We start from the raw sequence: 21076 nt of genomic DNA on the forward strand, positions 1-21076 counted from the left end.
TTCGGTTTAACGGGTTCCTTCGGAGCCTTCGCCGGCGCGTAGGCTGACGGAAACGAAAAACCCGCCTGAGCGGCGGGTCACTGGCGCAAATCAACACCATGGACAAATATGTACCATAGCTGAGGGCACGAAGTCAAGAAAAAATTCCTATCATGAAAAGCTGCCGGCACAAAAGCTGCCGGCACAACCGAACTGGCTGCCGCCAGGCTGTTGCTAACCTGGGGTTCGGAGATCTGGAGGGCGCAGGGCCTTCCGGGGTCACTGTCTAGAACGCGGTTCGTACCCTGAGCCGCAGGATCGTCAGCAGGCTGAAGCCGCGTGCTAGCAGGAAAACGTGCAACGCCGCCCAAAGTCCATTGTTGCCGAAGGCAGGCGCAAGGGTCAGCAGCGCGGCCGCGAAAACGAGAAACGACAGCAGCATCATGTTTCGCATGTCGCGCGACCATGTGGCGCCGATGAAGACACCATCCATCTGGAACGCCAGCACACCGCTGAGTGCTGTGAATGCCGCCCACGGCAGGTAGATGTCGGCCACCGAACGGACTTCCTGCGACGTCGTCACGAGGGCGACCAGACTGGCGCCACCAAACAGCAGCACCAGCGTCGCGGCACCCGCCAGCCCAAACCCCCAGAACAAGGTCAGCCGCACCGCCTGGCGGAATGGCGCGGCAGCACGCGCGCCGACGGCACGGCCGGCCAGCTGTTCGGCGGCGGTGGCAAAGCCATCGAGGAAATAGCCGGCGACGAGAAAGAAATTCATCAGCACGGCGTTGGCGGCCAGCGTCACCGTGCCGAACTGCGCGCCCTGGCGGGTGAATAGCGCGAAGGCGGCGAGCAACGAGAACGAGCGGATCATGATGTCGCGGTTGAGCGACAGCATGCGCAGGAAGGCGGCCATGTCGAGCAGGCGATGGCGCGGCAAGGATGGGGCCGCCCGGAACCGGCGGATCACGATCGCCAGGCCGAGCAGCATGGCAAGCAATTCGCCGGTGACGGTCGCCCAGGCGACGCCGGCGACGCCCCAGCCGAGCTCCAGCCCGAGCAGGAAGCAGAGCGCGATGTTGATGCCGTTCAGCACCAGTTGCAGCATCAGCCCGAGCCCACCCTCGCCGCGTCCCAGCACATAGCCAAGGATGGCATAGTTGATCAGCGAGAAGGGTGCGGCGAGCAGCCTGATCCTGATGTAGACGCCCATCGCCTCGCTGACGCGCGGTTCGGCGCCCATGAATTTCTGCCCGGCGATGGCGACCAGGGGCGCAAGTGCCGCGAGCACGATGCCGGCGACAACCGCGATCAGCACGGCGCGCCAGAACACCGCCTGTTCCTCCAGGGCATCGCCGCGCCCGAACGCCTGGGCGACGAGGCCAGTGGTGCCCGAGCGCAGGAAATTGAAAGTGGTGAAGACGACGTCGAAGATAAGCGCGCCGGCCGCCAGGCCGCCGAGCAAGGCGGCGTCGCCGAACTGTCCGACGACAGCCGTGTCGACCAGGCCGAGCATCGGCGTCGTCAGATAGGCAAGCGTCATTGGCACCGCGATGGCGAGCACGGACCGGTTGGTGACGACAAAGTATCTGGCGTCGGCTGGGGTTGCACCCTTGTCCAAGGATTGCTGCCTTGCTGATTGCGGCTTGATCGAACTGCCGATGTGCCCCATTTTCCCGCCACCGCGCAATCACTCTTCCCGTGACGGCCAACCGAATTCCCCGGTCTGGCGCGAGCCCGCCGGATCCAGTTCATGCCTCTGCAGATCGTCCATCACCCCGACTACAATGCCGGCTTCGCGGTCAACCATCGCTTTCCGATGAGCAAATATCCGCTGCTGATGGATGCCTTGCACGCACGCGGACTGGCCGGACCCGACGCACTCAACACCACCGAACCGGCGCCGGCGTCATGGCTGAAGCTTGCCCACGCGGCCGACTATGTCGACCAGGTCATCGGCTGCCGCGTGCCCGAAAAGATCGAACGCGAGATTGGTTTTCCGATCGGGCCCCGTGTCTCGCTGCGCGCGCAGCTTGCCACCGGCGGCACGGTGCTCGCGGCGCGGCTCGCCCTGCGCCACGGCATCGCCTGCAACACCGCCGGCGGCAGCCATCATGCGCGGCGCGCGCAAGGTGCGGGCTTCTGCACCTTCAACGATGTCGCAGTCGCCGCGTTGGTCCTGCTCGCCGAAGGCGCTGCCACAAACATCCTGGTCGTCGACCTCGACGTGCATCAGGGCGATGGCACGGCGGATATTCTCGTTGATAATCCGCGCGTGTTCACCTTTTCCATGCATGGCGATCGCAACTACCCCGTGCGCAAGATCGCCTCCGACCTCGATGTCGCGCTGCCGGATGGCACGGGTGACGCGGCTTACATGGAGAGGCTCGCCGCCATCCTGCCGGAACTGCCCGCTCAAGTGCATTGGGACATCGTCTTCTACAATGCCGGCGTCGATGTCCATGCCGAGGACCGGCTTGGCCGGCTGTCGCTGTCGGATGACGGACTGCGCGCCCGCGACGACACGGTCATCCGCCACTTTCGCACGCAGGGCATTCCGGTCTGCGGCGTCATCGGCGGCGGTTATTCAGCCGATGTGGCATCGCTCGCAGCGCGCCACGCCATCCTGTTCGAGGTGGCGTCGGACTACGCCCGATAGCTACTTCCGGTAGTTGGCGAGCCTCAGCAGGATGAAGGCTGGCACAACGATGGCCGCACCCAGCAGGATGTAGCCAAGGAAACGGTCGATGGCGTGGAAGCCTAGATTCCACAGATCGATGAAGAACTTCTGGATGCCGTAGAACACATCCATCGGCGACCAGCCGAAGGCATTCATGACCAGGCCGACGAGGAAAGACACGACCAGCAGTTTCAGGATCACCTTGAGCGGCGAGTCGCCGAGAAAGCGCGTCAGTGCGGACAAGGCCCGTCTCCAGATTGAGGTACCCAGACTCGAGGGCGTCGGCCCAGACATACGCACTTGGCTTGCCGGCTTCAAGCCGACAATTATACGGGATGCCGAACACCTCGAGCGAGGCATTGCATGGCCGCGAGCAGTGCCAAGGGCGCATGGCAGACCGCCGACCGACGACCGCGGCCGATCCCGCTGGCTTATCTGTTTTCTAACCAATTGCCGCTATTCCCAATCGAATAGCGGGAGCAAGGCTTTTGGTGGAGATGGAGAAAAACACCGCGCGACGCGCAGTCATGCTGTCGGTGGTCGTCCCATGCTACAATGAGGTGGCCGGGCTGGGGGAACTGCATCGGCGGGTAACGGCCGCATGCCTGGAACAAGGCTCTTCCTACGAGATCGTCCTTGTCATCGATGGCGCGACCGACGGTACGCGCGAGGCCATTTTGCAGCTGGCAGAAAAGGACGACCATGTCGTCGCCATCGACCTTGCCCGCAATTACGGCCACCAGATCGCGTTGAGCGCGGGTCTCGAATTCTGTCGCGGCCAGCGCATTCTCATTCTCGATGCCGACCTGCAGGATCCGCCTGAACTGCTCGGCGCGATGATGACGAAGATGAACGAAGGCTTCGATGTCGTTTACGGCCAGAGGCTGACGCGCGACGGCGAAAGCTGGTTCAAGCTCGCTTCCGCCTCGATGTTCTATCGCCTGCTGCGCCGGATGGTCGACGTCGACATAGCGCCGAACACCGGCGATTTCCGCCTGATGAACCGCCGCGCGCTCGACCATCTGAACGCGATGCCCGAACGCTACAGGTTCATTCGCGGCATGGTGAGCTGGATCGGGCTGAAACAGGTGGCTTTCCCCTATGAAAGACACCGTCGCTTTGTCGGCACCACACATTATCCCCTGAAGAAAATGGTTCTTCTGGCGGTCGACGCGATGACCAGCTTCTCGATCGTGCCCCTGCGGTTCGCCTCGCTGCTCGGAATGATGTTCGGGCTTCTGGGACTGGTCGTGCTCGGCTACACCTTGTTCGAATGGTCGATCGGAAACGTGTTGCCCGGCTGGACCAGCCTTGCCGCGATCGTGCTGATCCTCGGCAGCGTCCAGCTTATGGTGCTTGGCATTTTCGGCGAGTATCTCGGGCGCATGTACATGGAGACAAAGCGGCGGCCGCTCTACTTCGTCAACGAGATCGTTTCGCGCAGCCAGGCGGCCGAGGACGGGGAACTGCCCGTCCATCGCCTGCAGGAGATGGCAAAGAGGGCGGCACGTGCTTGAGGCGGAGTTCGACCAGTTTGCGCGGGAATATCAGGAGCAGCATGCCGCGAGCATAAGGCTGAGCGGCGAAACGCCGGAATTCTTCGCCAGGTACAAGATCGACGACATTGCCGCGACGTTGCGGCGGGCTGGTGTGAAACCGCGGCGGATACTCGACTTCGGCGCCGGCGTCGGCAATTCGCTCGGCCATATGCGCAGCGCGTTTCCCGACGCAGAGATCACCTTGCTCGATCCCTCGCGGGAATCGCTCGACATCGCCAGCAAGCGCTTTCCCGGCCAGGCCGCCTTCATGCATTTCGACGGCAAGACAATTCCTTTTGCCGACGGCAGCTTCGACCTCGCCTTCGCGGCTTGCGTCTTCCACCATATTCCCGAGGACCTGCAGATCGGGCTGCTCGCGGAGATCGGTCGGGTGCTGGCCGATGGCGGCAGCTTCTTTCTTTTCGAACACAATCCGTGGAACCCGCTGACCACGCACGCGGTGAGAAACTGCGCCTTCGACGAAAACGCGGTTTTGATAACCTCCCGCGAGATGCGCAGGCGCATGGCCGAGGCGGGCCTTGCCAACACAAGGATTATCTACCGGATTTTCTTTCCTCGGCTGCTGGCGAGGCTGAGGCCGTTCGAGCGCTTCCTCACCAAGATACCTGTCGGAGCCCAATATTTTGCGCATGTGGTCAAGCCTGCCGTTTGACTTCCCGAGGATGCTGCGATTTGGCGCCGTCGGCCTGTTGAACACGGCGCTGGGATACGCGGTCATTCTGGCCGGCCTTGCGCTGGGTCTTGGCGACATCGTTTCCAATGCCACGGGTTATGCCGCCGGCCTTGTCCTCGGCTTCTTCCTCAACCGCCAATGGACCTTCACCAGGGCCGATGGCTTCCGGCCCGGAACCGCGCTGCGCTATGGGAGCGTCTTTCTGGTCGCCTACAGCATCAATCTGGCCGTCGTGATCGCCGCCCGCTCGGCAGGCATCATCGAAAACCCCCTGGTTCACCTCGCCGGCATCTGCGTCTATTCGGTTGTCTTCTACCTCGGTTCGGCTCGCTTCGTATTTGTGGGTCGCGGAGACGACAGCGCCGACCGGACAGTTCGGGTGGCCGATGGGCCCCGGCGGCAGCCGGCCAGTCGAACACCTTGAACCAAACTGTCATCGGAAACGATTAGAGGCGGCGCACCATGAACGACGCTCGGGCCTGCGTGGAGGCCGCCACATACAACGAGCGGAACAGGCTGATCTTCCGCCTGCTCGCGGCCTGGGCGATGGCGGCGGCACTGGCTGCCCAAGCCGGTTCCACCCTGCAGGATCCCGACAGCTGGTGGCAAGTGAAGGTCGGGCTGGATTTCCTGGCAAACCGGACATTTCCGACAGTCGACCCCTATTCCCACACTTTTGCCGGCCAGCCGTGGATTATCAAGGAATGGCTGGGGCAGGTCCTGCTGGCCCTTGCCTACCGGGCAGGAGGCTGGAACGGGGTGGTCACGCTGATCATCGCCTCGATTTCGCTGACGGTCTTCCTGATGGGGTGGTTTCTCAGCGCATGGCTGAAGCCGATCCTGGCGATTACGCTGGCCTTCGCCGCGGTTTTCCTGATCAACCCGATCTTTACGGCGCGTCCGCATGTTCTCACTTTCCCGATCATCGTCATCTGGACGGCGGTGCTCTTTGGCGCGGCAAGGGAAGAACGGGCGCCGCCCTGGTGGTCGCTTGTACTGGTTGTGTTGTGGGCGAACCTGCACGCCACCTTCACCTTGAGCTTCCTAATCGCGGGTTTCGCCGGTCTCGATCTGCTGGCGCGCACGGGCCTGTCAAAACCAGCCCTCCTGGCGAAATGGATCGCCTTCGGCCTGCTTTGCCCGCTGGTCAGCCTGATCCACCCCTATGGCGTCCAGGCCATCCTGGCGACGCTCGCCGTGGCCTATGGCAATGAGGCGGTGTCGCTGATCATGGAATGGAAACCGTTCAGCCAGCCGGATAGCCCCGTCCAGGAGGTTGCGATCCTGCTGGCGCTTTTCGGGCTTCTGGTGTCACGGTTGCGAATTGGCTGGGTCAAGGCCTTGTTCGTCGTCTTCACCTTGCATGTCTATCTCGCCCATGTGCGTTTCATGTATCTGTTCTTCCTGCTGGTTCCCCTGGTGATCGCGGCAGAGGTCGCACAGCAATATCCCTCGCTTTCAACCACCGCATGGCTGGCGGAAAAGCGCGACGGACTGGAAAAATTCCTCGCAAGGCGGTTCTACGCGATCTGTGGCGCGGCAGCCGTTTTGACGATCGGCGTGGTCGCCGTGCTCGGCAATGCCTATCAGGTCGCGCCGAGTCCGAAGACGTCGGCCAGCGGGGCGCTGGCATTCGCTGAAAGTCATCATCTGTCCGGCAACGTGCTGAATTCCTACAATTTCGGCGGCACGCTGATTTTCCACGGGATCAAGACCTATATCGACGGGCGGACGGACCAGCTGTTCCTGGGCGGTTTCACAAAAACCGATGACGAGACGGGACACAGCGGCGGCAAGCCGCTCCTCGAAGCCCGGCTGAAGAAATACGCGATAGGCTGGGCACTGCTGTCGACCCGCGACAGCCGCATTCCGTTCTTCGACCAGTTGGGCTGGAAGCGAGCCTATGCGGACGATTACGCCGTGATCTACCTGCCTGGCACCTGATCCTGCCGCGTGCCGGCGCGAACCGGCTTCGCCAAGCATTCGAACCTTGGCATTAGGCTTGACTCTCATATTGCAGTGCAACAAAATTGCCTCACAGAGGACGGGCCTGTGACATCGATGAGCCAGGATTCTTCGCACGAGCGGAACATCGCCGTATGAACGCGTGTCGGGTTCCGCTGCACCAGTGCCGCCAGCCACAGCGCGCGAGCCGGCCCGGATGAATTACAGGCGCGATATCGATGGCCTGCGGGCCGTGGCGGTGCTGCCCGTTGTGCTCTTCCACTTCGGCCTGTCCGCCATTCCCGGCGGTTTCACCGGTGTCGACATCTTCTTCGTCATATCGGGTTATCTGATCAGCGGCAGCCTGCTCGACGATCTTGAGCGCGGTCAGTTCTCGATCGGCCGCTTTTATTGGCGGCGCGCGAGGCGCATCCTGCCAGCGCTGACCTTCGTCATCCTGCTCGCCAGCGTTGCTGCCTGGTTCATCCTTCTGCCGTCGGACCTCCATGAATTCAGCCTCAGCATGATCGCGGCCTCGACGTTCTGGTCAAACATCTATTTCTGGAAGACGACGAACTATTTCTCCATCGACGCCGAGCTGCGGCCATTGCTGCACACATGGTCGCTTTCGGTCGAAGAGCAGTATTACATCTTCGCGCCGATCCTCCTGTATCTGATCCACCGATATGTCTCGAAGCGCTGGCTGACGGTACTCCTGCCGATAGCTATCGCCAGCTTTGCCCTGGCGGTCATGGCAACCACGATGGCGCCAACGGCGGGCTTCTATCTCTTGCCGACACGCCTCTGGGAACTGGCGCTGGGCGCCATGCTCATGCTGAGGAGGCCCCCGGCTCTCGCCAGCCGGCTGGCGATGGAATTGATCGGCCTCGCCGGCTTTGCCCTGATCGCATTTGGCTTTGTGACGATTTCGGAGAGCGACCCGTTTCCTGGCTACAATGCCCTTTTCCCCTGCATCGGAACGGCCCTGCTCATCTATGCGGGCCAGGATCACTCGGGGGCGGACAGGTCAGCGCCCATGCCCACGCGAGTGCTTCGGCTCGCGCCGCTGGTCTGGGTCGGCCTCATCTCCTATTCGCTCTACCTTGTTCACTGGCCGATCAACTCGTTCGTCCACTATCTGTCCCTGAAGGCCATCGGCGTGCCGACGATCATCGCGATGACGGTGGCCAGCTTCGCGCTGGCGACATTCTCGTGGAAATATGTCGAGCAGCCTTTTCGCCAAAAGCGGGCGTTCACCGCCCCGCTGCCCATCTTCGCCTTTTCGGGGGCGGCGATCGCCCTGCTCTGCGTCGGTGGTTTGGCCGGCGTACTCGGCAGTGGTTTTCCACAACGTTTCCCGGATTTTTCGACAGAACGCATCCGGGTCGGCGACTGGCGCAACGGCGTCTGTTTCAACGAAGGCGCGACCCGGATCGAAGACTGGACCCTTGCCGACTGCACCCGCACGCGGGGCTTTTCCACCAATGTCCTTTTATGGGGCGATTCCTTCGCTGCCCACTATGTCTCGGGACTTGAGGCCAACGCCCAGAAAATCCAGGCCAATGTCATCCAGTACACCTACGCCGGCTGCCCTCCCGACCTCACCTATTTTTCCTATGCCCGACCTGCCTGCACCCGCTTCAACGAACGGGCCTTGTCGATTATCCACGACGCCAACATCCAGGCGGTGATCCTGAGCGGCCGATGGACCGACTACGAGGTCCGAGGCTTCGATGGCCTGCGGAAGACGATCGACCGGCTTCGCGACATGGGCGTCAAGGTCTATGTCATCGGCCAGTCTCCGGAATTCATCGCCGATGTCCAGAAAATCGCTTTCTTCGCAAGACGGGAGCATGTCGGGAATACGTCCTGGCCGATGGCCATGGACCCGGACATCAACAAGCGGGTGCTGCCGTTCGCCACAGGAGCCAGTTTCATAGACCCGCTGGAATATCTATGCGACGCGGCCGGCTGTTCGTACGCCGATGCCGACACCAGGCAATTTCTCTACTTCGACTATGGTCACTTCTCCTCCACCGGCGCGACGCTGGCCATCTCGAAGTATTGGCCGAGCTTTGCCGCAAGCAACGATATCGCTAAGGCAAAACAGCAACTCACGGCCGCAGGTACGCGGTGATCCGCGGCACGCCCGCGTCGTGCGAGAACGGACCGCTTTGCGATTGCCCGAAGGCTAACCCTCATGGTAACGAGGAGACGCGCGGGTATGATGTAATGGTAGCTTGTCAGCTTCCCAAGCTGAACGCGCGGGTTCGATTCCCGCTACCCGCTCCAGCTGTCATCCCACCTCTCTCAGAATGAAATCGTGCAGCATCTTGGCGGCCGGCGACAGCACGCGGTTCCTGACCGTGATCAGGCTGTAGGGCCTGACCTCAATGTCGAATTCGGTCTGGACGACATCGATGGCGCCGGCCAGCCCGTCGGGATTCTGGATGAACTTCGCCACCTGGACCGAAACCGGCGCAATGGCATCGGACTGCGCGACCATGACCAGCGTCAGGAGCAGCGAACTGGTGTTGAGGATGCGGTCCGGCAAGGCGATGTTGCGGTTGAGGAAATTGCTCTCCATCGCCTGGCGCAAGGGCGAGCCGCCGGACTGGAAGACCCAGTCATAGGCGGCGGTGTCCTCCAGCCGCGCCGCCTTGCCCTTGGTGAGCGGATGGCCCCGGCGCACGATCAGGCAGGCCTTCTCGACGCCGATGACGCGGGACTCGAACAGCCGCGGATTGAGGTCGTCGGGGATGCGCGCGATGATGAAATCATGGCGCGTGGCGATCAGCTCGCGCGCCAGCACGTTGGAGGTTTCGACCTGCATGGTGATCTCGATGCGCGGATGGATGCGGCGGATCTCGCGAATTGCCGGCACCACCAGCTCGATCGCCGGTGCTGTGACCGCCCCCAGGAACACCGAACCACCCTTGCCCGCCTTGAGCTCGGATATCTCGCGGTCGACCTCGCGCATCTCCAGCAGGATCGAGCGCGCGCGCCTTGCCAACGCCTTCCCATAGGGGGTCAACGTGATGCCGCGCGGCAGCCTTTCACACAGCTTGACCTCGAGCACCGCCTCCATCTCGCCGATCATGCGCGAGGCCGCCGGCTGCGAAATGTTCATGACCTGGGCTGCGGCGCTGACGCGGCCATGGTCGTCGAGTGCGACGATCATGCGCATGTGGCGCAGACTGAGACCACTGCGTAGCAGGGTTTCGCCGTCGCCCGGCATTTCTCTGTAGCCGTTTGAAATCGCAACCGAATTTCGTAACGCCGCCATCCCATTCTCCTTGCTTCCGCTCACTGCCGGCCGGTGGTCGCGGCGGCCCGTCTCGGCTCAATAGCACATACCAAACATGATATAGCAATCATCATAGATCGCATTTGACAGTTATGGCAAAGAGCCACACCCTCCGCGCGTTCCGAGACGCGACGGTCGCTGACGAGAAAAATCGTATCGATTGAAAATCAGCGCCTCGGGGCCATGGGAGGATACCGGAGATCGATATGACGGCAGCAGTGCCTTGGCACTTCTGCACGATTGCGCGGCCCGCGACCCCCGGGGTGCCGCGTCCATCAACCAGGGAGAGTTAAAGTGAAGATCATCAAGACACTGGCCGCCGTCGCGGCCCTTGGCATCGCTGCCATGACCTACTCGGCACACGCAGCCGACAAGGGTCTTGTCGGCGTGCTGATGCCGACCAAGACCTCGCAGCGCTGGATCAACGACGGCGACGCCGTCAAGTCCCAGCTCGAGGCTCTCGGCTACACCGTCGACCTGCAATACGCGCAGGACGACATCCCCAACCAGCTCAGCCAGCTGGAAAACGAAATCACCAAAGGCCCGAAGGCGCTGATCATCGCCTCGATCGACGGCACCACCCTGTCGGATGCGCTGCAGAAGGCCGCTGACGCGGGCGTCGTCGTCGTCGCCTATGACCGCCTGATCAAGAAGACCGCCAATGTCGACTACTACACCACCTTCGACAATTTCGGCGTCGGCGTCATCCAGGCGAATTCGCTGGTCAAGGGCCTCAAGGAGCGTTTCCCGAACACCAAGCCGTGGAACGTCGAACTGTTCGGCGGCTCGCCCGACGACAACAACGCCTTCTTCTTCTACAATGGTGCGATCTCCGTCCTGCAGCCGCTGATCGACGACGGCTCGATCAAGATCAAGTCCGGCCAGACCGGCATGGACAAGGTCGGCACGCTGCGCTGGCTCGCTGCCACAGCGCAGGCCCGCATGGACAACCTTCTCTCGGCCAACTACTCGGACGGCAGCCGCGTCGATGGCGTTCTGTCGCCCTATGATGGCCTGTCGCGCGGCATCACCGCCTCGCTGCGCGCCGTCGGCTACGGCACGGACGCTCAGCCCTGGCCGATCGTGACCGGCCAGGATGCCGAGACCGCCTCGGTCAAGCTGATCATCTCGGGCGAGCAGTACTCGACCGTGTTCAAGGACACCCGCGAACTGGCCAAGGCCACCGTCGAACTCGTCGACAAGGTGCTCTCGGGCGGCAAGCCGGACGGCCTCGATGAAAAGACCTACAACAACGACGTCAAGGTCGTCCCCTCGATCCTCTTGACGCCGCATGAAGTCGACAAGTCGAACTACCAGGCACTGGTCGTCGACTCCGGCTACATCAAGGCCGACGAACTGAAGTAACCCCGGTTACAAAGTCAGGGGTCCTGCGCAACGCAGGACCCCTTTTCGTTAACCAGCGAGCCCGGTATTGTTTACCGACCTCGCCGGCAGTGTTTGCCGACCTCTCAAGGAGCGGTAGTCCCATGGCCTCGACGATTTTGGAGATGCGCGACATCACCAAGACGTTCCCCGGCGTGAAGGCGCTGTCGAACGTCAACCTCAGTGTCGAGGAAGGCGAGATCCATGCCGTGGTCGGCGAGAACGGCGCCGGCAAGTCGACGCTGATGAAGGTGCTGTCGGGCGTCTATCCCACGGGCACCTATGACGGCCAGATCATCTTCAACGGCCAGGAATGCCATTTCAAAGGCATCCACGACAGCGAACACAAGGGCATCGTCATCATTCACCAGGAGCTTGCCCTGGTGCCGATGCTGTCGATCGCCGAAAACATTTTCCTCGGCAACGAGCACGCCAGATATGGCGTTATCGACTGGAATGCCAACGAAGCGCGCACCAGCGCCCTGTTGAAGAAAGTGGGCCTCAAGGAGGACCCCAAGACGCTGATCACCAATATCGGCGTCGGCAAGCAGCAATTGGTCGAAATCGCCAAGGCGCTGAGCAAGGAAGTCAAGCTGCTGATCCTCGACGAGCCGACTGCATCGCTCAGCGAAAAGGACAGCCAGGCGCTGCTCGACCTTCTACTCGAATTCAAGCGGCAAGGCATGACCTCGATCCTGATCTCGCACAAACTCAACGAAGTGAACCGGGTCGCCGACAAGGTGACCGTCATCCGCGACGGGCGCACCATCGAGACACTGGCCAAGAAGGACATCTCGGAAGACCGCATCATCACCTCGATGGTCGGCCGTTCGCTCGACGACCGCTATCCGCCGCGCGAGCCGAAGATTGGCGAGGTCGTGTTCGAAGTGAAGAACTGGTCGGTCTATCACCCGCTCCATGCCGACCGGCAAGTGATCAAGGGCATCGACATCAATGTGCGCAAGGGTGAAGTGGTCGGCATTGCCGGACTGATGGGCGCCGGCCGCACCGAATTCGCAATGAGCCTGTTCGGCCGCTCCTATGGCCGCCGCATCACCGGCGAGGTGCTGCTCAAGGGCAAGCCTATCGACGTCTCCTCAGTAAGCAAGGCGGTCGAACACGGCATCGCCTACGTGACCGAGGATCGTAAGACCTACGGTCTCAACCTCATCGACCATATCAAGCACAACATCACGCTGGCCAATCTCGGCGGCGTCTCACGCCATAGCGTGATCGACGACCTGCGCGAACTCTCCGTCGCCAACGACTATCGCAAGAAGACCAATATCCGCGCTTCCAGCGTCTACCAAATGACCGGCAATCTTTCCGGCGGCAACCAGCAGAAGGTGGTGCTGTCGAAATGGCTGTTCGCCGACCCGGAAGTGCTGATTCTCGACGAGCCGACGCGCGGCATCGATGTCGGCGCCAAATACGAAATCTACACGATCATCGCCCGCCTCGCCGCCGAAGGTAAGGCGATCGTGGTCATCTCGTCGGAAATGCCAGAACTGCTCGGCATCACCGACCGCATCTACGTCATGAACGAAGGCCGCATTGTCGGCGAAATGCCCGCGGCGGACGCGAGCCAGGAAAAAATAATGCGCGCCATCGTCCGGGGAGAAGGAAAAGCAGCATGAGCACCGAAAGCGCCCCCGCCCCGCAGAGCAACGTCGCCGAAGACGTGCCGCAGCGTCCACGCATCGCCGTCTCGGCGCTGACGACGAACCTGCGCGAATACGGCCTGATCCTGGCGCTGATCGCCATCATGGTGTTCTTCCAGTTCACCACTTCCGGAACGCTGTTCAAGCCGGTGAACCTGAGCAACCTGGTGCAGCAGAACTCGTTCATCATCGTGATGGCGCTGGGCATGTTGCTGGTGATCGTCTCCGGCCACATCGATCTCAGCGTAGGCTCCGTCGCCGGCTTTATCGGCGCACTGGCGGCGATGATGATGGTCATCTGGCCGCTCGGCCCATTGAGCAATCCGCTGGTGGTGTCGATCATCTGCCTCATCGTGGGTGGCGCGATCGGCGCGGCGCAAGGCTACTGGATCGCCTATCACCGAATACCGAGCTTTATCGTCACGCTGGCCGGCATGCTGATCTTCCGCGGCATCTGCCAGGCGCTGCTGGGCGGCGGGTCCTCGGTGGGGCCGCTTCCCGCCGGCTTCAAGGCGCTCAGCTCCGGCTTCATCCCGGATGTCATCGGGCCCCTGACGCTCATCCCGCCGACAGTGAACGCGGCCGGCAAGACCATCATCGGCAGCGGCCTGACGCTGCACATGACGACGATCGTGCTGGGCCTGATCGCCGTGCTGGCCTACGCCTATTTCGGGCTGAGAACACGCCGCAAACGCGAACGCCATGGCTATGAGGCCGAGCCCTTTCCCCTGTTCGTCATCAAGACGCTGGTCGGTAGCGCGCTGGCGCTGTTCCTGGTCTATCAGTTCGCCAGCTACAGGGGCCTGCCGGTGGTGCTGCTCGTCATGGGCGTGCTGATCTCGCTATTCGTCTTCGTCACGAAGCGCATGACCATCGGCCGCCGCATCTATGCAATGGGCGGCAACGCCAAAGCCGCGCAACTGTCAGGTATCAAGACAGAACGGCTGACGCTGATGGTGTTCGTCAACATGGGCGTGCTGTCGGCACTTGGCGGCCTAATCATCGCGGCGCGGCTGGGACAGGCGGTTCCGGCTGCCGGCCTCGGCAGCGAGCTCGATGTGATCGCGGCCGTCTTCATCGGCGGTGCCTCGGCGATGGGCGGTGTCGGCCAGGTCATCGGCGCGGTGGTCGGCGGCTTCATCATGGGCGTGATGAACAACGGCATGTCGATCATGGGCGTCAATGTTGACTGGCAGCAGGTGGTCAAAGGCCTGGTGCTGCTCGGCGCCGTGATCTTCGACGTCTACAACAAGAACAAGGCCTGACGGGCCAGCGAGGCAACGAGGCAACGAGGCAACGAGGAAGGCATACGGGTCCAGATCGCGATGCTGCCGGCAACCCGCCGGCGTCAAGAAGTCCCTCAGGGACCAAGCTCGCGAGCGCAATCCGGACGAAGAGTTCAACCCGTGGCGCGGCGAGGTCCGTGCCGCGCAGGTTAGGGTTTGCCAAATGGCAACCGGGTCAAGACAAAGAGAGGATTCATCATGCTGATCTCCCAGATTCTCGATGACGCCGAGACCATCCGCGTCGTTGCCCGCAACGGCGGCAAGACCCGGATCATCAACGGCGCCCGCAGCGTCTACTCGCTGGCGATGGAGGCCGCCCGCACCGGCGTCGGCCTTGTCGCGCTGATCGAACGCAAGGGGCTTGGCGAGACGGTCGATCTCGAGGCCGCCTATAAGAAGGGCCGGCTGCTGTCGCCGATCAACCATCCAGACCCGGCGCATCTGCACCTGACCGGCACCGGACTGACGCATCTCGGCTCAGCGGCGACACGCGATTCCATGCACAAGAAGCTCAGTGCCGACGGTGAAGAACAGCTAACCGATTCCATGAAGATGTTCCGCATGGGGTTGGAGGGCGGCAAGCCCGCGAAAGGCCAGATCGGCGTGCAGCCGGAATGGTTCTACAAGGGCAACGGCACGATGGCAGTGGCGCCAGGTGCGGCACTCCTGTCACCGGCTTTCGCCAAGGACGCCGGCGAAGAGCCCGAGGTCGCCGGCATCTACGTCATCGGCGACGACGGCGCGCCGTTCCGCGTCGGCTTCACGCTGTCGAACGAGTTTTCCGACCACGTCACCGAGCGCGTGAACTATCTGTTCCTCGCCCATTCCAAGCTGCGCAACGCTTCGTTCGGGCCGGAGATCCTGATCGGCGATCTGCCGTCCGATATCAGAGGCACCTCGCGCATCGTGCGCGACAACGATGTGCTGTGGGAAAAGCCGTTCCTGTCCGGCGAAGCGAACATGTCGCACACCATCGCCAATCTCGAACATCACCACTTCAAATATGCGGCTTTCCGCCAGCCGGGCGACGTGCATGTGCACATGTTCGGCACGGCAACGCTGTCCTTCGCCGACGGCATCAGTACTGAAGCCGGCGACGTGTTCGAGATCGAGGCCAAGGATTTCGGCCTGCCGCTGCGCAATCCACTCGAGATCGAACAGCCGGTGCAGGTGGCGGTGAAGGCGCTGTGAGGCGTCGATGACAGCGTGATCTCCCCCCTCGTGGGGGAGATGGCCGGCAGGCCAGAGGGGGGCGCTGTCCCGCCAATGTCTCCATCCTACTTGGTTTTTCTTTCGAACCAGTCTGCTGATGCAGAGAGGCTGGCGATCCTTCGCGCCCCCCTCTGCCCTGCCGGGCATCTCCCCCACGAGGGGGGAGATTGGCGGCTTCAACGCCTCAATAGATATCGAAGTCGAAATACTTGGCCTGGATCTTCTTGTAGGTGCCGTCGGCAACAATCGCGTCGATGGCCGCATTGAGTTTGTCGCGTAGTGCCGTGTCTTCCAGGCGGACGGCAATGCCGGCTTGTGTCTCCGTGCCCTTGACGTCGCCAACCAGCTTGCAGCAGCCGTCGCTTGCCTTCTTCAGCCAGTCCATCAGCACGAACTTGTCCGAGATCACAGCGTCAAGCCGGCCGTTCGTCAGGTCGGTGATCGCTTCTTCCTGGGTCGGGTAGAGTTTTGCCTCGGCGCCCGCCTTGCCATATTCATTCTGGGCATAGTCGGCCTGCGTGGTCGAGGCCTGCGCGCCGACCGTCTTGCCGGCAAGCGCTGCCGGTTCGGTCGAGGCGAGATCGCTGTCCTTCGGCGCCACCAAAGCGAGCGGTGTCGTATAGTATTTGTTGGTGAAGGAGACCTGCTTCTTGCGCTCCTCGGTGATGCTCATCGAAGCGATGATGGCGTCGAACTTCTTCGCCTGCAGGGCGGGAATGATGCCGTCCCAATCCTGGGTGACGATTTCGCACTCGACCTTCATCTGCGCGCACAGCGCATTGGCGATGTCGATATCGAAGCCTTCGACCTTGCCGTCCGAAGTGATGGTGTTGAACGGCGGATAGGCGCCCTCGGTGCCGATCTTGATTTTCTCGGCTGCCTGCACCGATAGAGAGCCGGCCGCCAACACCAGCATGGCAGCGCCTGCTGCCGATATGATCCATTTCGAAATCTGCATTTTCTTGGTTCCCCTTGAACGCCGCCAGCTTGACGACCAGCAAGGCAGCCAAGCATGGCGAGCCAGTGCAGGCAAGTATTTTGCCTGGGGGTGATGGGTTCAGCGTGCGGGGCGGAAATGCTTGGACAGCTTCAGGCCCTGCGCCTGGTAGTTGGAGCCGAGATCGGTGCCATAGAGTGCCTGCGGCCGCTTCAGCATGTGCTCGTAGACCAGCCGGCCGACGATCTGGCCATGGTCGAGGATGAACGGCACCTCGTGGCTGCGCACTTCCAATACCGCCCGGCTGCCTGTGCCGCCGGACGCCGAATGGCCGAAGCCCGGATCGAAGAAGCCGGCATAGTGGACCCGGAACTCGCCGACCAGCGGATCGAAAGGCGTCATCTCGGCGGCGTAGAGCGGCGGCACATGCACCGCTTCCTGGCTGACGAGGATGTAGAATTCATCAGGGTCGAGCACCAACTCGCCGGCGCCGCTCTTGTGGATCGGCTCCCAGAAGTCGACGACCTCCTGTGCGGCGCGCTTGTCGACGTCGACGAGACCGGTGTGATGCTTGCCGCGATAGCCGACAAGCCCGTTTTGATCGCCGTTGAGGTCGATCGACAGCGCGATGCCGCCGCCGGAAATGTTGGGCGGCTCGGTGGCAACCAAGATCTGCGCGCGATGCAACTGGTGCAGTTCGGCCTCCGACAACAGCGCATTGCCGGTACGGAAGCGTATCTGCGACAGGCGCGAACCGGTGCGCGCGACGATCGGGAAGGTGCGCGGGCTGACTTCCAGATAGAGCGGCCCGTGATAGCCGGCGGCGATCTTGTCGAACTCGTGGCCGCGATCGGTCATGACGCGGGTGAAGATGTCGAGCCGCCCGGTCGAACTCTTGGGATTGGCCGAAGCCGAAATGTCCGCCGGCAATGCCAGGCTTTCGAGCAAGGGCACGATATAGACGCAGCCGGTCTCCAGCACCGCGCCCTCGGCCAGGTCGATCTCGTGCAGCTGCAGCCGGTCGAGCTTTTCCGAAACCTTGTGGTTGGGACCCGGCAGGAAGGAGGCACGCACACGCCAGGCCTTGTCGCCGAGCCTGAGATCAAGGCTGGCCGGCTGGATCTGGTCGGCATCGAGCGCACGCGCCGACTTCAGCGCGCCGGACTGGAACAGCGCCGAGATGTCCTGATCGGGAAGAATGCCTGTCTGCCGCAAGGCTCTGCTCCTAGAGGGCAGGCTTTTTCGGAACCTGCTTGGTACAAACCTCTTAATGAAGCCGGCAATTGACGCAAGCGTGGCACGGGTCTAAAGGGTCATTATCCCGTGGTGATTTGGCCGGTCGGCTTGCAGCCACGTTAAACAAGTCGCTAAAGGACCGTCGGGCCGCAAGGCCGTATGGACCGGTTGCGACTTTCGCGGCCGGTTTTTTTGTGTCTGGAAGAAGAGCGATGAGCACCAACAAGCGCAACTGGAAGCCTCAGACGGCACTCGTGCACAGCGGAACGCTGCGTTCCGGTTTCGGCGAAACGTCGGAAGCGATTTACCTCACCCAGGGCTACGTCTACGAAACGGCGCAGGCCGCCGAAGCCCGTTTCAAGGGTGAGGAGCCGGGCTTCATCTATTCGCGCTACGCCAATCCGACCGTCGACATGTTCGAAAAGCGCATGTGCGCGCTGGAAGGTGCGGAGGACGCCCGCGCCACCGCCTCCGGTATGGCTGCGGTGACGGCAGCGCTTCTGTGCAGCGCCAAGGCCGGTGACCATATCGTGGCGGCGCGCGCGCTGTTCGGCTCCTGCCGCTGGGTGGTCGAGACGCTGGCGCCGAAATACGGCATCGAGGCAACACTGGTCGACGGCACCGACATCGCCAACTGGGAAAAGGCGGTCAAGCCGAACACCAAGCTGTTCTTCTTGGAAAGCCCGACCAACCCGACGCTGGAAGTCGTCGACATCGCCGCGGTTGCCTCGCTTGCCAATTCGATCGGTGCCAGGCTGATCGTCGACAATGTCTTCGCCACGCCCTTGCAGCAAAAGCCGCTGCAGCTTGGCGCCCACATCGTCGTCTATTCGGCGACCAAGCACATTGACGGCCAGGGGCGCTGTCTCGGCGGCGTCATCTTGTCGGACAAGAAGTGGATCGACGAGAACCTGCACGACTATTTTCGCCACACCGGGCCTAGCCTGTCGCCTTTCAACGCCTGGACGCTGCTGAAGGGCTTGGAGACGCTGCCGCTGCGCGTACGCCAGCAGACGGAAAGCGCAGGCCGGATCGCGGATTTCCTGGCCGAGCGGCCGGAAATCGCCCGCGTCATCTATCCCGGCCGGGCCGACCACCCGCAGGCCGATGTCGTCAAGAAGCAGATGTCGGGCGGCTCGACTCTGATCTGCCTGGACGTCAAGGGCGGCAAGCAGGCGGCCTTCGCCCTGCAGAACGCGCTCGACATCGTGCTGATCTCCAACAATCTCGGTGACGCCAAGAGCCTGATCACCCATCCGGCGACGACGACGCACAAGAATTTGAGCGACGAAGCGCGTGCTGAACTCGGCATCGGGCCGGGCACGCTCAGGCTGTCGGTCGGCCTGGAAGACACCGACGATCTGCTGGAGGATATCGCGCAAGCGCTGAAGGCCAAATAGGAGGCCTTTGGCTTTCAGGCGCCGGATGGCGTCTCTTCCAGCTCGGCCGCCTTGGTGCCGATCGTCATCGCATTGCCGCGCCACTCGACGGCACCGCCGAGCCAGCCGCGCGCCCACATCGCCGGCAGAATCAGGTCGCGCATTGCCATCGCCGCGACCATGCGTGGCGACAGGTACCAGCCCTTTGAGCGGGCCAGAATGCACTCGGGAAGGTAGAAGGCTGCCAGCACGGCAATGGCGGTTGCCCAGAGGCTGAAGCCGGCGCTTGCCGTCGCAATCAGCGCCAGCACCAGCGGCACCACCGCGCCAGTCAGGATTTCAGGCGCGAAGAACAGCGGGAAGGTGACGCGGCGCAGGCGAGCCCAACGGGCCTGGCGCGACCAGATCTCGCCAAATGTGCGCAGACCGAGCGGCTGCTCGAAGGGCGCGGCGACGAGATTGACGCGCAGGCCGAGGCCATTGACCAGCTTGGTCGCGGCGGCGTCCTCGGCGATCTCGGCGGCCAGCGCGCGGATGCCGCCATTGGCATCGAGCATCGGCTTGTTCCAGAGCATGCTCTTGCCTTGGGCAAAGCCAAGGCCAAGCGCCTCGCCCGAATATTGCCAGCGTGCCTGCAGCGTGTTGAGGAAAGCGCATTCGACTTCAGCCCAGAAGCCGGCCGGCCGCGAACCGATCGGCGTCGAGCAGACAAGGCCGGTGTCCGGCCGCCATGCAGCCATCAGGTGCTGGACGTAGTCTCTCGGCATCAACACGTTGGAATCGGCCAGGATCACCCAATCGTGCCGCACCGCTTCCCAGCCCTTGACGCAATTGTTGAGTTTCGGATTGGCGCTGACGCGGTCGTTGCCGATCAACAGCCGGGCCGGCACCTTGGGAAACAGGACAATCGCCCTGTTTATCAGTTTGACCACCGGATCGTCGGCATGGGCGACGCAGAAGACCAGCTCGTAGCGCGGCCAGTCGAGCGAAAAGGCGCGCTCCAGCGTCTCGTGCGTGAAGGGTTCCACGCCACGCGACGGCACGACGATCGACACCGGCCGCGGCTTGCCGACGGGCGGCGCTATGATGCGGCGCCGTTTCAGACGCGACGCGGCAAGCACGATGCTGGCGAGATTTGAGAGGATGAGAGCAGTTGAAAGCGCGGCGGCTATGAGAGTGAGTTCCATCGAGATCCGGTAGCTCCAGGAAAGCCGCCCACCAGAACAATCTAGGGGCATGACGACAGATCTCAACAGTTCGACAGAGCGCCCGAGTCGCGCGGCATTGATCGGCACACACCATCATTGACCATTGTCACGTGTCACTTAAATGACATTCTTGGCCGGCACCTGCACGTCAGACCGCGATGATAGGATGCGTACCGTTGACCGGCCACCACGAAGCGCCGAAAGTTACAGGATTGTTTTGGAGCCGCTTATGTACAGCGCCGTCACGCGCAACATCGAAGTGCAGGTCAGGCCGTTCTATCTGGAGGACCGCTCGGATCCGTCCGAGAACCGCTATGTCTGGGGCTATCAGATAACGATCGACAATCAGTCGGACGACTTCGTGCAGCTGTTGTCGCGCTATTGGCACATCACCGACGGCACCGGCCGGGTCGAAGAGGTACGCGGCCCAGGCGTCGTCGGCGACCAGCCCGAACTCAATCCCGGCGACAGCTACCAATACACGTCCGGTTGCCCGCTCTCGACACCGTCCGGCATCATGGTCGGGCACTACACGATGCGCAACGAGCGGGGCGAGACGTTCGACATCGCCATCCCCGCCTTTTCACTCGACCTGCCGGGGACGCGGCGGACGGTGAACTAATTTGCCT

18 protein-coding genes, 1 tRNA gene and 1 riboswitch are annotated in these 21076 nt (G+C 62.4%); of the genes, 13 read left to right on the plus strand and 6 right to left on the minus strand.

The genetic code is table 11. The features are described from left to right. Window positions 1-265: 265 nt before the first annotated feature. Window positions 266-1603, minus strand: coding sequence for an MATE family efflux transporter (locus NKI73_RS12895; RefSeq protein WP_352630092.1), 1338 nt, complete (start codon window positions 1601-1603; stop codon window positions 266-268). 132 nt (window positions 1604-1735) lie between these two features. Between NKI73_RS12895 and NKI73_RS12900 the strand changes: the two genes are divergently transcribed. Next, the gene (locus NKI73_RS12900; RefSeq protein ID WP_352630094.1) at window positions 1736-2641 is read left to right on the plus strand and encodes a histone deacetylase family protein; all 906 of its coding nucleotides are present in this window, start codon (window positions 1736-1738) and stop codon (window positions 2639-2641) included. Here the strand turns inward: NKI73_RS12900 and NKI73_RS12905 are convergent, their stop codons facing one another. Further along, window positions 2642-2905 (minus strand): DUF6460 domain-containing protein, encoded by a 264-nt coding sequence (locus tag NKI73_RS12905; RefSeq protein WP_352630096.1) that lies wholly within the window; start codon window positions 2903-2905, stop codon window positions 2642-2644. Between the two features lie 254 nt (window positions 2906-3159). Here NKI73_RS12905 and NKI73_RS12910 point away from each other — a divergent pair, with 254 nt between their 5' ends. The 6 genes from NKI73_RS12910 to NKI73_RS12935 all read left to right on the plus strand — a co-directional run bounded on the left by NKI73_RS12910 (window position 3160) and on the right by NKI73_RS12935 (window position 9130). Continuing rightward, window positions 3160-4179: a glycosyltransferase family 2 protein gene (locus NKI73_RS12910; RefSeq protein ID WP_352630203.1), complete on the plus strand. Its 1020-nt coding sequence runs from the start codon at window positions 3160-3162 to the stop codon at window positions 4177-4179. After that, window positions 4172-4873, plus strand: a complete 702-nt coding sequence (locus tag NKI73_RS12915) for a class I SAM-dependent methyltransferase (protein WP_352630098.1) — start codon at window positions 4172-4174, stop codon at window positions 4871-4873. Before NKI73_RS12910 ends, NKI73_RS12915 begins: the two co-directional genes overlap by 8 nt. A gap of 10 nt (window positions 4874-4883) precedes the next feature. Continuing rightward, window positions 4884-5318 carry a GtrA family protein gene (locus NKI73_RS12920; protein ID WP_352630101.1) on the plus strand — a complete coding sequence of 145 codons (435 nt, stop codon included), beginning with the start codon at window positions 4884-4886 and terminating at the stop codon, window positions 5316-5318. 38 nt (window positions 5319-5356) lie between these two features. After that, window positions 5357-6838, plus strand: a complete 1482-nt coding sequence (locus NKI73_RS12925) for a hypothetical protein (RefSeq protein ID WP_352630103.1) — start codon at window positions 5357-5359, stop codon at window positions 6836-6838. A 217-nt stretch (window positions 6839-7055) separates the two neighbouring features. Next, entirely contained in the window at window positions 7056-8975 is a 1920-nt protein-coding gene (locus NKI73_RS12930; RefSeq protein WP_352630105.1) for an acyltransferase family protein, read from the plus strand. Window positions 8976-9056: 81 nt separating this feature from the next. Continuing rightward, window positions 9057-9130, plus strand: a tRNA-Gly gene (locus NKI73_RS12935). Between the two features lie 4 nt (window positions 9131-9134). On the opposite strand, the gene NKI73_RS12940 is transcribed toward NKI73_RS12935, so the two are convergent. Continuing rightward, a complete protein-coding gene (locus NKI73_RS12940) occupies window positions 9135-10124 on the minus strand; it encodes a LysR family transcriptional regulator (protein ID WP_352630107.1) in 990 nt (329 codons plus the stop codon). Between the two features lie 315 nt (window positions 10125-10439). Between NKI73_RS12940 and chvE the strand changes: the two genes are divergently transcribed. The 4 genes from chvE (at window position 10440) to araD1 (ending at window position 15666) form a co-directional block, all read left to right on the plus strand. After that, window positions 10440-11510, plus strand: a complete 1071-nt coding sequence (gene chvE / locus NKI73_RS12945) for a multiple monosaccharide ABC transporter substrate-binding protein (protein ID WP_224699047.1) — start codon at window positions 10440-10442, stop codon at window positions 11508-11510. Between the two features lie 122 nt (window positions 11511-11632). Further along, the gene (mmsA, locus tag NKI73_RS12950) at window positions 11633-13165 is read left to right on the plus strand and encodes a multiple monosaccharide ABC transporter ATP-binding protein (protein WP_352630109.1); all 1533 of its coding nucleotides are present in this window, start codon (window positions 11633-11635) and stop codon (window positions 13163-13165) included. Beyond that, on the plus strand, window positions 13162-14454 hold the full coding sequence (gene mmsB / locus NKI73_RS12955; RefSeq protein WP_352630110.1) for a multiple monosaccharide ABC transporter permease: 1293 nt from the start codon (window positions 13162-13164) through the stop codon (window positions 14452-14454). Before mmsA ends, mmsB begins: the two co-directional genes overlap by 4 nt. 219 nt (window positions 14455-14673) lie before the next feature. Then, window positions 14674-15666, plus strand: a complete 993-nt coding sequence (gene araD1 / locus NKI73_RS12960) for an AraD1 family protein (RefSeq protein ID WP_352630112.1) — start codon at window positions 14674-14676, stop codon at window positions 15664-15666. Between the two features lie 205 nt (window positions 15667-15871). On the opposite strand, the gene NKI73_RS12965 is transcribed toward araD1, so the two are convergent. Together NKI73_RS12965 and NKI73_RS12970 are read right to left on the minus strand one after the other, a co-directional pair. Next, complete coding sequence (locus NKI73_RS12965) at window positions 15872-16645, minus strand: ABC transporter substrate-binding protein (protein WP_352630114.1); 774 nt, start codon at window positions 16643-16645, stop codon at window positions 15872-15874. Window positions 16646-16744: 99 nt separating this feature from the next. Beyond that, window positions 16745-17839 (minus strand): 2'-deoxycytidine 5'-triphosphate deaminase, encoded by a 1095-nt coding sequence (locus NKI73_RS12970; RefSeq protein WP_352630116.1) that lies wholly within the window; start codon window positions 17837-17839, stop codon window positions 16745-16747. Window positions 17840-17937: 98 nt separating this feature from the next. Then, window positions 17938-18015: riboswitch (SAM riboswitch) on the plus strand. A gap of 57 nt (window positions 18016-18072) precedes the next feature. On the opposite strand from NKI73_RS12970, the gene NKI73_RS12975 reads away from it, so the two are divergent. Next, window positions 18073-19260 carry an O-succinylhomoserine sulfhydrylase gene (locus NKI73_RS12975; RefSeq protein ID WP_352630118.1) on the plus strand — a complete coding sequence of 396 codons (1188 nt, stop codon included), beginning with the start codon at window positions 18073-18075 and terminating at the stop codon, window positions 19258-19260. 14 nt (window positions 19261-19274) lie between these two features. On the opposite strand, the gene NKI73_RS12980 is transcribed toward NKI73_RS12975, so the two are convergent. Next, entirely contained in the window at window positions 19275-20426 is a 1152-nt protein-coding gene (locus tag NKI73_RS12980) for a ceramide glucosyltransferase (protein WP_352630120.1), read from the minus strand. Between the two features lie 250 nt (window positions 20427-20676). On the opposite strand from NKI73_RS12980, the gene apaG reads away from it, so the two are divergent. After that, window positions 20677-21069 carry a Co2+/Mg2+ efflux facilitator ApaG/CorD gene (gene apaG, locus NKI73_RS12985; RefSeq protein ID WP_352630122.1) on the plus strand — a complete coding sequence of 131 codons (393 nt, stop codon included), beginning with the start codon at window positions 20677-20679 and terminating at the stop codon, window positions 21067-21069. The last annotated feature ends 7 nt before the right edge of the window (window positions 21070-21076 follow it).

The sequence above is a fragment of the Mesorhizobium sp. M0496 genome, from assembly GCF_040321205.1.
Classification (GTDB): domain Bacteria; phylum Pseudomonadota; class Alphaproteobacteria; order Rhizobiales; family Rhizobiaceae; genus Mesorhizobium.